At 47.6% G+C, this 12,281-nt stretch carries 12 protein-coding genes; 9 read left to right on the plus strand and 3 right to left on the minus strand.

Going from position 1 to position 12,281, the window contains the following annotated elements; genetic code table 11:
* Positions 1–18 precede the first annotated feature (18 nt).
* The 6 genes from AC3WRW_RS26465 to AC3WRW_RS26490 all read left to right on the plus strand — a co-directional run bounded on the left by AC3WRW_RS26465 (position 19) and on the right by AC3WRW_RS26490 (position 7,180).
* The gene (locus AC3WRW_RS26465; protein WP_492549217.1) at positions 19–2,661 is read left to right on the plus strand and encodes a sensor histidine kinase; all 2,643 of its coding nucleotides are present in this window, start codon (positions 19–21) and stop codon (positions 2,659–2,661) included.
* A gap of 81 nt (positions 2,662–2,742) precedes the next feature.
* On the plus strand, positions 2,743–4,323 hold the full coding sequence (locus AC3WRW_RS26470) for an FAD-dependent oxidoreductase (protein WP_492549218.1): 1,581 nt from the start codon (positions 2,743–2,745) through the stop codon (positions 4,321–4,323).
* 215 nt (positions 4,324–4,538) lie between these two features.
* A complete protein-coding gene (locus AC3WRW_RS26475) occupies positions 4,539–5,231 on the plus strand; it encodes a glycosyltransferase family 2 protein (RefSeq protein WP_492549242.1) in 693 nt (230 codons plus the stop codon).
* A gap of 6 nt (positions 5,232–5,237) precedes the next feature.
* Positions 5,238–5,582 (plus strand): DUF2304 domain-containing protein, encoded by a 345-nt coding sequence (locus tag AC3WRW_RS26480; protein WP_492549219.1) that lies wholly within the window; start codon positions 5,238–5,240, stop codon positions 5,580–5,582.
* Positions 5,579–5,935: an EamA family transporter gene (locus AC3WRW_RS26485; protein ID WP_492549220.1), complete on the plus strand. Its 357-nt coding sequence runs from the start codon at positions 5,579–5,581 to the stop codon at positions 5,933–5,935. Before AC3WRW_RS26480 ends, AC3WRW_RS26485 begins: the two co-directional genes overlap by 4 nt.
* Before the next feature lie 33 nt (positions 5,936–5,968).
* Positions 5,969–7,180 (plus strand): ArnT family glycosyltransferase, encoded by a 1,212-nt coding sequence (locus AC3WRW_RS26490; protein WP_492549221.1) that lies wholly within the window; start codon positions 5,969–5,971, stop codon positions 7,178–7,180.
* Here AC3WRW_RS26490 and AC3WRW_RS26495 read toward each other — a convergent pair.
* Positions 7,149–7,580 carry a CBS domain-containing protein gene (locus AC3WRW_RS26495; protein WP_171686142.1) on the minus strand — a complete coding sequence of 144 codons (432 nt, stop codon included), beginning with the start codon at positions 7,578–7,580 and terminating at the stop codon, positions 7,149–7,151. The genes AC3WRW_RS26490 and AC3WRW_RS26495 overlap by 32 nt on opposite strands.
* A gap of 127 nt (positions 7,581–7,707) precedes the next feature.
* Here AC3WRW_RS26495 and AC3WRW_RS26500 point away from each other — a divergent pair, with 127 nt between their 5' ends.
* Both AC3WRW_RS26500 and AC3WRW_RS26505 read left to right on the plus strand, forming a co-directional pair.
* Positions 7,708–8,169, plus strand: a complete 462-nt coding sequence (locus AC3WRW_RS26500) for a divergent PAP2 family protein (RefSeq protein WP_492549222.1) — start codon at positions 7,708–7,710, stop codon at positions 8,167–8,169.
* Positions 8,170–8,243: 74 nt separating this feature from the next.
* Complete coding sequence (locus AC3WRW_RS26505) at positions 8,244–8,681, plus strand: GNAT family N-acetyltransferase (protein WP_171686140.1); 438 nt, start codon at positions 8,244–8,246, stop codon at positions 8,679–8,681.
* A 17-nt stretch (positions 8,682–8,698) separates the two neighbouring features.
* Here AC3WRW_RS26505 and AC3WRW_RS26510 read toward each other — a convergent pair whose 3' ends face one another.
* Together AC3WRW_RS26510 and AC3WRW_RS26515 are read right to left on the minus strand one after the other, a co-directional pair.
* Positions 8,699–10,285: an ATP-binding protein gene (locus tag AC3WRW_RS26510; protein ID WP_492549223.1), complete on the minus strand. Its 1,587-nt coding sequence runs from the start codon at positions 10,283–10,285 to the stop codon at positions 8,699–8,701.
* Positions 10,286–10,450: 165 nt separating this feature from the next.
* Positions 10,451–11,206 (minus strand): MBL fold metallo-hydrolase, encoded by a 756-nt coding sequence (locus AC3WRW_RS26515; protein WP_492549224.1) that lies wholly within the window; start codon positions 11,204–11,206, stop codon positions 10,451–10,453.
* 146 nt (positions 11,207–11,352) lie between these two features.
* On the opposite strand from AC3WRW_RS26515, the gene AC3WRW_RS26520 reads away from it, so the two are divergent.
* Positions 11,353–12,246 (plus strand): alpha/beta hydrolase, encoded by an 894-nt coding sequence (locus AC3WRW_RS26520; RefSeq protein WP_492549225.1) that lies wholly within the window; start codon positions 11,353–11,355, stop codon positions 12,244–12,246.
* Positions 12,247–12,281 lie beyond the last annotated feature (35 nt).

Raw genomic sequence — 12,281 nt, forward strand, 5'->3', positions numbered from 1 at the left:
CGGGGCAGGATGATGGGCATGTATCGAAAAGTTGTCATAGGAGCAATCGCTCTCATGATGGCGTCACATTTGATTCTGTACAGCTGTGTTGTTGGCAACTATCAGCGTTTTTTTCATAATAATGAGAAAACGACGATGGAGCGTATGCTTCAATATCAGCATGAGAGCCTGGTTCAGTTTTTTGAAGAAACGGAAGCTATCATGGCATTGGTGAGTACGGACGAAATCATCCACAATTCAAAGGTCTATCTGAATTTGCAGGATCAGCACCAACAAAGGGAATATGCCGAGAATATGGATGCCCTGTTAAATGAATTGAATGTATCCTCCTCCTACGTGGAAAGCATTCAAATTTTAGGCCAAAATCATAATCAAGCGCAGTTTCAAAAATGGATCGGAAAAACAGGATGGAGCAGCGAAAAGCTGCCGTCGGTGGATGATTTGGAACAGGCAGGCATCTTGTCATCTCTTCTTCGGAACGGCGGAGACCCGGTCTATATTCAAAAAAGGCAGCTGTATTCTTTGCTGGAGAAGCATGTTTCTATCGGATGGGATAATGATCAATTAACCAGAGTTGCGCAATTTATGGATCAAACGGATCAGCGCATCGTGTTCTGCCGTTATCGTTCGAACGTGCTTGTCCTGTTAACTTTACGGCCTGATTTCATTACGAACTTCATCCACCCTCTTGAGGGTAAAGGGGCATTTACGCTGCGAGACGATCAAGGCAACTTGATTGGGTCCAGTAATGGCCAAGCTTCGGTCAATGGTAATGCCATACCGGAACGTCCGACTCTGAGTATGAATTTGGAGCATTACCGTTTTCGCTTAGAATGGGTGTCTTCAGCTACTTCTAATTATGCTATTGGCTTGTTCTTGCTCATAGGTAGTCTTTTTATTGCCATCTCAGTATGGATCACGAAAAAAATATCAAAATCGATGGGATCGGCGATCTTCGGTCCCATTCGCCGCATGGCCGGTCTAATAAGCCGGCATAAGGACAGGTGGCCGTTGGCCCCACTCCCCGAGAGGGCGCCGGAGTCAGTGATGACAAAGTGGCCATTGCGATGGAAGTTAGTCTACTTGTACGGCAGTTCAGTCATTGTACCCATACTAGTATTAGGGATGTTGTATACATATATTTTCTATACGATGTCCAAATCTGATGTAGTCGCTTCAACCAAGGCGCTGTCTCAACAAATTAGCTTATACACCTCTCAGCAGCTGCGCAGTTACGAACAACTGGCTGACTATGTCTATGTCACGGAAGACCGGCTTGAGCATCCCGGAGCTGCGCTTGTTCATCCCCGCATGTCTAATGTCGCCTATGCCGATCGGTATAACAGGCTTGGTATTCTGGAGCCATTTCATTTTCAAATGGTCGCTTCCCAAGCAGCATCGATCGAGCCAGCCATATTAAGCAGTTCTTTCACCCGGATTCTATGGCTGCCGCAACAAAGCGATGCCATAGGCCGGTCTGTTCCGTCTATTGCCAGAAGAATATACGTGGATGGCGCAACGGCGGGATATATCGTGCTTCGTTTAAAGCAAGGAGCGCTTGAGCCTTCATTCGCAAAACAAGCTCCTGGTATTATCGTATGGGATGTCAACCGCCAAATGATGTATAGAAGCGCAAGCGATTTATCCTTGAAACAATCCAAGAGTCTTCTTGTTAAAACAGGGCTGAATGCCAATGGTGATAGGCAAATAGCCGTTATTCAGAGCTTGGACGCGGTAAACGCCGAAAGCCGCAAGCTTGTGGTCACTTTAACCTTGCTGGCAGGCATTCTCGCCTGTTCCGCCTTTCTCTTTGCTTACTGGTTTTCTTACCGCGTTGTCACAAAGTTGGAGCAATTCGGCGAAGCTATGGAGAAAACAGGAAGCGGGGAGTGGAGTACGGTCATTGTTGATGGGAATGATGAGGTCAGCGAGTTGTCGCGGAGTTTTAATCGCATGATTGAAGAAATTAAACAGCTGCTCGAGGCCAAAATCGAAAGCCAAGTTCGGGAAGAAAGATTAACCGCGCTGAAGTCAAAGGCGGAGCTTCACATGCTGCAGCAGCAAATTAATCCCCATTTTCTGTACAACACACTCCAATCCATTAACATGAAGGCCAAAGCTGGCGACCAACTAGGCGTGAGCGAGATGGTGGGCGCTTTTGCCGATATGATTCGTTTTGCCATTGGGAAAGGGCCGATGGAAGTTCCTTTTGCCACGGAGCTGGAACATATTACGAATTATTGTACGATTTTGAAAGCAAGGTATAGAGATAAATTACAGGTAGAATGGGACATTGATGCCGGGACGTTAGCGCTGCCCGTGCTGAAATTCATTCTGCAACCCATCGTCGAGAATGCCATTCACCATGGGATTGCGAAACAATCGCGCGGAGGCAAGGTGCATATCAAAGCATATACGGATGAAAGCTATTTATTCCTGATTGTTGAGGATGATGGCGTAGGGATGGATGAGGAGGAGGCTGACCAACTGCAAGCTGGCTGCCCGGAAGCCGAACCGCACACAGAAACCGGCGTCGGCCTCTCTAATGTCATCAGGCGGCTGCGAATTTTTTATCAATCCAAAGCTGATCTAACGGTGCAAAGTGAATTGATGAGAGGAACTAAGGTGACGATTCGCCTGCCTGTTCATACATCTAAGTGAAATTTGCAACTTTAAGAAGGGGTCTTACGTCTATTTGAATAGGTTTAATTAAACAAATATGGATTAAGGAGGGAGTAACGAATGGAGAATACGCAAAGAGATCTGCACACAGATATTGTCATTATAGGTGGCGGGGTAGGAGGGTGCGCAGCGGCACTAGCCGCCTGCAGGATGGGCAAAAACGTATACATGACCGAAGAATATGACTGGATTGGCGGTCAGTTGACGAGTCAGGCGGTGCCGCCGGATGAGCATAAATGGATTGAGCAATTTGGCTGTACGCGAAGCTATCGCAAGTTCCGCGACGACGTTAGAGCATACTACCGTCAGCACTATCCGTTGTCGGAGTATGGGCGTTCGGCCTACTATTTGAATCCTGGCAACGGCGGGGTAAGCCGGCTGTGCGCCGAACCGCGCGTCACGCATGCCGTATTGCAGCAGATGCTCGCACCGTTCGTTAACAGCGGGAAACTTACCATCCATACGCGTTGTAAGATCATTAAAGCACATAAACATGGAAACGAGATCCACGCGGTTACCGTTAAACGTGAAAACGGAGAGAAGTTAACGGTCCGCGCGTCTTATTTTCTTGATGCTACGGAATGCGGGGATGTATTGCCGCTTGCGGATGTCGAATACGTAACCGGGGCAGAATCGAAATCAGAAACAAACGAGCCCCATGCCTTGGAGGGGCCTGCCGATCCTCATGATATACAGGCTTTTACTTACTGCTTTGCGATGGATTACTTCGAAGGCGAGAATCATGTCATAGATAAACCTGCAGATTACGAGTTCTGGCGTTCTTTTCAAGCGCCGTTCTGGCCGAATCCGCAGTTGAATTGGGTATCGCCGGATCCTAAGACGTTGGAACCGACAGAAGAAACGCTTTTTCCCGGTACGGACAAATATCCTTTGTTTATTTATCGTCGGATTGCCGATCGGGCGAATTTCACAGCGGGGACATACCCTTCGGATATTTCGTTAGTCAACTGGGCCCAGAACGATTACTTTCTTGGCAATATCTACGACGTGCCTGGGCACGTAGCCGAAAAGCATTTGCATCAAGCGAAACAACTGAGCTTTTCTTTGTTGTACTGGCTGCAGACGGAAGCTCCACGGCCTGACGGGGGAACCGGCTATCCAGGACTGAGGCTGCGTCCGGACGTCGTCGGGACCACGGATGGTATGGCCCAGGCACCGTATATACGGGAATCGCGGAGGATTAAAGCGGAATTCACGGTTTTAGAGCAGCATGTAAGCGCAGCGATACGAGGCGATCGAGGGGCAGAGGAGTTTCCGGACAGCGTAGGTATTGGATGCTACCGGATCGATTTGCATCCGAGTATGCGGGGACGGAATTTTCTTGATATCTCTTCGCTGCCTTTTCAAATTCCATTAGGAAGTCTGATTCCCAAGCAGGTTACGAACTTGCTGGCTGCCTGCAAAAATATAGGAACAACCCATATTACCAATGGCTGCTACAGGCTTCATCCGGTGGAATGGAATATCGGGGAGTCGGCAGGCTATACGGCTGCTTTCTGTTTGGATCAAGGCATGACGCCTAGCAGGGTTCGCGCGGACGCCGCAAAGCTAACAGAACTTCAAAATTTGCTGACGGCGAACGGCATCGAACTGGCATGGCCTAAGATTGGGGCCGTGTAACCCGACATCCTACTGGAAGCAAGAGAATATCATCAATAAGGAGCTTGGCCTAACGATTAGGTCAAGCTCTTCTTTGTATTCTCTCTGAAGGAGCTGGAAATCGTAGCAATGTTCACCTGCGGAACTGGTTTATTTGGGAGGCGATGAGGGTATGCTTGGAAATAGACTGGCAGAACGGTCGAACTCCACATAGGGAAGGAGCATGTTCATTGAAGATGCTTGCCATCGTTCCGGCGTACAACGAAGAAAAAAGCATCGCGCATGTCGTGGCAGCCATTAAAAGCGCACAGCCTGACATGGACATTGTGATCGTCAACGACGGGTCAAACGATCATACCTCACAAGTTGCCCGTTTGACGCAGCTGGCTACGGTGATCGATTTGCCGGTCAACCTCGGCATAGGCGGCGCTATGCAAACGGGCTATCTGTATGCATCAAGGCATGGATATGATATTGCCGTACAAATCGATGCAGACGGCCAACATGATCCGCAGGCTTTGTCCCACATCCTAGAGCCGCTGGCCGCAGGGCAGGCCGATTGCTGCATCGGCTCGCGTTTTTTAATGAAAACGAGCTATCGATCTGCGTGGAATCGAAGAGCGGGAATATTATTTTTCATGTGGATGATCGGATGGATGACCGGTAAAATCTTCACAGACCCAACCTCCGGATTCCGCGCGGTGAACCGGCCAATCATTGAACTCTTTGCTGACGAATATCCGGAGGACTATCCGGAAGTAGAAGCTATCGTGCTGTTGGAAAAACAGCGCTTCAGAGTCAAAGAAGTCTCGGTGGTCATGCATGCCAGACAGGCAGGGCGTTCGTCCATCACGCCGGTGAAATCGCTTTACTATATGATTAAAGTATCGTTAGCCATCTGTATTACAAGAATCCGTAATGTGAGTTGATATCAGATGAATGTGTATTTATTGGCCATTTCCTTTTGTTTAGTGTTTATTTTCATTTCCGTAGAGCTGATCCGCAGGCAAAAGCTGCAGGAGCAATACGCCATACTTTGGCTTCTCCTTGGCTTTATCATGGCCTTGTTTAGCCTATTCCCGAGCTTGCTGGATCAATTATCAACCAAGCTGCATATCCATTATGCGCCTTCCTTATTGTTTCTGGTTGGGTTGTTATTTTCGTTAGCGTTTATTATGCATTTGACGCTGGTCATTTCAAAACTCCACCGCAAATTAACCCGGCTCGTTCAAGAGGTCGCTTTGCTGCAAGAGCAGTTACGTCGAGGAGGTTCCGGATGATGCTGCTGCAGGCGCCTCTTTTCGTTGTTCTGCTCAATGTCATTTTACTGGTCAGCGGTCAAATCATATGGAAAATTGCACTTAATCGTGTGCCATTAACGGGGATGCACAATTTAGCGGCTGTTCTCCTGCAGCCCTATATTTTGGCAGGGTGCTTATTGTATGCAGCCGCCACATTGATATGGTTTTATGCGCTTAGCAAATATGACCTCAGCCGGGTATATCCGCTGCAGTCCATAGCTTATGTTTTTGGAGCGTTGTTCGGATGGTTGGTATTTAAGGAATCGTTCTCGTTCTCGCAATGGGTAGGGCTGCTCTTTTTGGTCGGAGGGGCTTATCTGTTGGCCAAATAAGAAGTGAACATAAAGTAGGAAAGGAGGTAGGATATGAAACGCGGCATCTGGTTTGCCCTGTTATTCATCATGGCTGCGGGCTTATATGTACGCCTTCATTATGTGATGGAAGCGGAGTATCCTCCTTTGGAGTGGGATCAGCTTGAATATACGAAGACAGCGATTCAGCTGTTGGATAAAGGCTTTTATGCTTACCGCGACACCGTGCCCAACTCGCTGGTTACGCCTGGTTTTCCACTGCTCTTGGCGGGAGTCTTTAAGCTTGCCGGCCATGAATCGCTGGAATCCGCCTTAATGGTTGTTCGTATCTTCAACTGTTTTATGGCGCTGGGAGCTGTCTTTTTCCTTTATCTGATCGGCTCGAGGCTGTTTCATCCGTTAACGGGTCTAATCGCAAGCGGGTTTGCTGCGGTTTACCCATCCTATGTGTGGTCAACCTCTTTGATCCTGACGGAAGTCCCATTTTTGACAGCGTTCACAGGTTTGTTGTATGTCCAGGTGCGCATTATGCAAGAGAACAAGCGGAGGGATCATCTATGGATGGGGCTGCTGCTGGGTCTCTGCGTTTTGATCCGACCGAATGTGCTTCCGCTAGGCATTCTTCCTTATTTATTTCTGTGGGCAAAATCGAAAAAAATCGACGCGACCTATGCCGGCCTCGCCGCTCTTTCTTTTGCTTGTGTGATGATGCCGTGGTGGATTAGAAATTGGATGACGTTCCATCAACTGATTTTCATCGCCAAAGGGGAAGCGGGCAATCCGTTCCTGGGCGGAACGGACCCTTACTTCCAAAACTCCATTGACTGGGACCGCATCGACATGGAACATCAGTTCGCAGAAGGCGTGAAACGAATCAAGGAGGGATTGCGCACAGACCCGGTATTATGGATAAAATGGATGACAGTCGGAAAATTGCATGTGTTTTTCAAAACGATGTGGGTAGGTCCGTACCCGTTTACCGTGCCTGCCTGGTATATGACGATGCTTACGCATCTTCACACCTTTTTGATCGCCGCGGGCAGCTTTGTGATGGTTGCCTTCAGCTATCGCAATCAGGCAGTTCAATATATCGCGGCAGCGTTCCTTTTGTTCCTGGGCATTCATTTGCTCTTCATTCCGGTAGATCGGTATGTGTACGCTATGCTTCCATTTCTTATGTTGGCCAGTGCGCATTTGATCGTGCAAGTGCTCCATCTGATCCGTTATGCCGTGACTACCTCTCTCCAGCAGCGGAGGGGGATTTAAAAACGACTTGCTTCGCACAGTATTCAATGATTTCGCTTCTTCGAACAATGCCGATGAATTTATCGGAATCATCTACAATCGGTACGAAGTTTTGCACCTTTGCTAAATCAATGAGATCGACCATGTCAGCATGAATATGAACGGGTTTATTCTGCACGCGCCGCGGAACCTCGGATAACAGATGCCTGTGGGCATTCTCAAACGTGATGCCGTCCGAATTTTTCATAAACCATAATAAGTCGCCTTCTGTAACGGTTCCTACGTAACGGCCATCATCAGATAGAATCGGTACGGCTGTATAGCGGTGATATTCCATGCGCTCAAGTGTTTGGCGAAGCGTCGTTTGCAATGTTGTCGTAATAACTTCTGATTTGGGTAATAGGAAAAATGCGATATTCATCATTCAACACTCCTTAGAGTTATGGGTAGGAAGCTGTTGTAGGAAATAAACCAACACATCCTTATTGTATCAAAATTTACGAATAGAATCTAAACCTGTGATGGATGCTACAAGTGAGGTGAATGCAATGAATCGAGCTTTGGCAACCGCAATGATAGGAATAGGAACTGCGCAAGCGATAAAAATTCCTTTGGCTTATATGACATCTCAAAAGTGGGATTGGTCGCAATTGATTCAAACCGGCGGAATGCCAAGTTCGCACTCCGCAGGCGTATCTGCCCTCGCCGCTTATATCGCTATGAAAAGAGGGATTTCTGCGATCGATTTTGCCGTAACTTCTGTTTTCGGGGCTGTCGTCATGTATGATGCGATGGGGATTCGCCGTGCAGCTGGAGAAATTGCGGTGGAAGTGAATGACCTGGATGAGCAGGTGGAGCGTTTGGCTAAACAGCAGCCGGGGTTGTACCATGCACGCAGACGCAAAGCGTTGAAGGAAAGACTGGGACATTTGCCGCGGGAAGTTTTGGGAGGAGCGCTGCTGGGCGTTGCCATCGGTGCTTGCAGCTATATGCTGGAGAAAAAGAAGTAGGTTTAAAGCGTGTGGACAACTTTTCTTGAATGCGATAAGATCAAGGAATGTTCATAGAAAGGGAGAAAGTCCACATGGAAATCATTCGTGTTACTACGCAAGATCAACTGCAGGCTTGTTTTAAGGTCCGCTTTAAAGTATTCGTGGACGAGCAGCAGGTGCCTGAACATCTGGAAATGGATGAGAAGGATGAATCGCCTCAAGCTTGCCATCATTTTTTAATTGAAGACGAAGGAAAACCTGTCGCTGCAGCGCGTTGGTATGAATACCAGCCCCAAACGGCCAAAATGCAGCGTGTAGCCGTGTTGAAAGAATATAGAGGTCAATCCCTTGGCAAGCAAATTATTCTGGCTATGGAGCAGCAAGCCCGCGAAGAGAACTGCACGTCTTCCATTCTGGATGCGCAGTGTCAAGCGGAAGGCTTCTACAATCAACTGGGATATTCCGTCATCTCCACAGAACCCTTTTATGATGCCGGCATTTTGCATGTAAGAATGAAGAAGCCGCTGTAGCGTACAGCGGCTTTTTGCTATGCTTGCTTGTCGGCTAAAGGGAAAGTAATAATAAATCTTGTGCCTGTCCCGAGCTCGCTCTCAACTTCCAGCGTTCCTTGGTGATCCTGCACGATTTTGTAGCAAATCGATAAACCAAGACCTGTGCCGGATTCTTTGGTCGTAAAGAACGGATGAAAGATTTTTTCCAACTGCTCGCCTGGAATCCCTGGACCGTTATCGGCGATGATGACCGTCACCTGTTTCGCATCGCACATTAACTGCATATGGATAACACCGTTCTCTTGCATAGCTTCGCAAGCATTTTTCACGATGTTCAGCAGCAATTGAATCATTTTATCCTGGTCCATCAGTACGAGAGCGGCATCCATGGAGGCTTTATAATGAATTTGATGACCGAAACGGGTTGCTTCCGACTCCATCAGCGCGATGACCTTGAGCATGCACTCATGTAGAGAATGAACGCGGAAATCGATGCTGTGCGGTTTGGAGAATTGGAGAAATTCTGCGGTTAAATCACTCATCCGGTCAATTTCCTCCATGATCAGGCCGTACCAATTTTCAATATTGTAACCGTTTGCTTTTGAAATTTGCATAAAACCTTTGATCGTCGTCAGCGGGTTGCGTATTTCGTGAGCCATCCCGGAAGCCAACTCGCCGATGACTCTAAGCTTGTCGGACCGCAGCATATGCTCTTCCCGTTTTAGCCAAGATTCACGTTTCTTTGTAAATAAGTTATGCTCGGCCAATAAGATGAGTTCATCTTTTGTCAGGCCGTCAAGAGGGTAGGAAGCGATCCCGTAAGTGATCTGTATGCCTGTCAGCTTAGGGAGCTCGGAATCCAGCTTCTGCGTCAACGATTGGGTGGACGAAGGATCGGTCACTAGCGGCATCACGATGGCGAATTCATCCCCGCCATACCTTGCGATAAACAAGGCATCCTTAAACAATATTTTCAGGAGCTCCGCCAGCTGTTTCAAAATAAAATTTCCAGCCTGAAATCCGCGGGTTGTATTCATTGCCTTCAAATCGGTGCAATCAATTAAGATCAGCACCAAGCCTTGCTTTTGCCGAATAAGCTGGTCAAGCCTGCGATGGGATTCATCATAGTTGTAAAGCCCGGTGAGCGAATCCTGCTGTGAATAGAAGTAGCGCTCTTTATTCAATCGATCCGCCTGCTTGAAAGTGGCATAAGTCTCTCTGGTAAGCAGGGCGACCGTTGTGAAATGCAGGCAGCATTCAACGACATAGATCCAAAACAGGTCATAAAAACCTTTTATCAGATAGACATTGCTTAAAAAAATAACTCCGTAGGATACGGCGAGAATATACGATTTTTTGCGATTTTCTTCTGTATAAATATCATAGATCAGCGTTAGTATGTAAAGAGGGAGCAGGAGGCTTAAGTGACCGAAGAAATGCATGAGACCGACGATCAGCAGGCGAAGCCAGGGCAGTGCGGCGTGTTTCGACTGAATCCGCAAGCTTATCATGAACAGGATAACGAGCAGGATTTGCAAGGGAATGTTAAGTGAAGTTTGCAGCACGGCCGTATATAGCAAATAAACAAACGCATAGGCAAAAAGAAACCAATTGATAGCCATTGTATCATCTCCTGCAAGTTACGATGTCCATAATCTACATGCATGACTTGTTCTCTGTCTGTTATCCAAATCCTGCTAGACGACGAAAAGAATAGGAAATAAACACGGATAAGCGCGAAAAAAAGAACCTTGCAGGAGTGTGAATCCCTCAGGTTCTCAGGCGTATCATGATTCTGGAAATTCGATGACTTGGTGCTGGTGGACAAATTTCATGCTGCCGGTTTTACCTATGAATTCATTCATATTGTCCGCATAATGCATGAGATACATCCGCTGCTGAATATGCTCTGGTAATGTTAGCAATTCGCCCAGCGTGGCGTGGATGAAGCCTTGGCCGCTTAATTGACAATCGTGAAAGATCGTATGACAATTTCTTTTATCAACGACTTCGTGAACAAGCAAATCCTCATTGAAGCGGATATCCGCGCTATAGAAGATGCGGTCGTTGATGAACAGCGAGTAGCTGGGTTTGCGGGGAATATGAAGGGTCGGTATGAATTCAACGGAGAGTCCGGGACCGATTTCAAAAGGCACTCGCTCCTCGATCACGTTGACATCGAAATAATCCTCGAGGGCATAGTAGCCTTCCTCCGGATTATACATGCCGCCTCTCAGGGTGTTTTCCCACAAAATATCGGCAATCGCTTTCGTAAGGAAAAGCTTTGTTTTCTTCTGGTTGCTTTCATATAATAATCGAAAAGCGATCTCTTCCAGGCCGCCGACATGATCGGCATGAATATGTGAAATGACGATACCATCGATTTGGTCTGGCTTCATGTGGATGTCGTAAAGTGATTTTGGCGTCGTTAGCCCGCAGTCGATGAGGATGTTCATCCCATTTGAACGGACTAATGCGCTTGTATTATAAAATGTTTTGGCAAAAGCACTGCCGGTTCCCAACATTTGAATTTGCAAACTCATTCAGCTGCCCCCATTTTTCGACAAAAACCATCTTTTTCTAATGTAGCATGGGTGGTTGTCCGATTTCAACCTTTATGTGCTTGCCTGGAAAGCCTATAGCATCATGCTTAACTCCTATTTTTATCCTAAAGGTGATGATAATGACGATGATTTGGTTCATAATTGGTACGCTGATTGTGCTGGTGGGCTTGAGTTTAATAGGTATAGCTACCTACGTAGGTTGGCAGTTGACCCATCCGAAACGCAAGATCGTCGACGAGTCTCCGGAGCAATACGGCTTGCTGAAGCAGGATATTACATTCTCAAGCCTGTCGGATGATGTTAAGCTTGATGGATGGTTTTTTCAATCGCCTTCGGCGGGAGCTCGCGAGCTTGCCGTAACGGTGATTATGTCTCACGGCTATGCCGGAACCCGGTTGGAAAAGGGACTTCCGGCACTAGCGTTAGCCAAGTCAATCGTAGATGCGGGCTATCATGTACTCATGTTTGATTTTCGCAATTCCGGCAATTCGGAAGGCCATTTGACAACCGTCGGCTATTTGGAGAAGCAGGATATCCTAGGAGCCATCCGCTGGGTGCAGGAGCATGTGCCAGGTAAAATTTGCTTATTGGGCTTCTCGATGGGGGGCAGCACATCGCTACTCGCAGCAGCCGAAGAGTCCTCCGTTTCGGGAGTTATTACGGACAGTGCTTTCAGCCAACTGAGTCCTTATTTAAGAGATAACCTGCCGGTATGGTCCAAACTGCCGCGGTTTCCGTTCACTCCCTTGATTCTGGGCATTTTGCCAAGGTTGATAGGCGTTAATCCGAAGCATGTGGATGCGCTTGCCGCAGTCGATCGTATTTATCCCAGACCGATCCTGTTCATACACAGCCGGGACGATAACGCGATCCCTTGGTCCAATAGCGAAGGGATGTGGCGCCGTCATCCGGACGCTTTCGAGCTGTGGATCACCCAAAAAGCGGGGCATGTCGGTTCCTATCAGATGCAGCCGGAGGCGTATATCCAACGCGTTCTAGCTTTTTTATCAAAATTATAAAATCATCGCAACTCTTCTGTGCCTTCGGAGTATAA

Source organism: Paenibacillus sp. FW126-R14 (genome assembly GCF_058789495.1).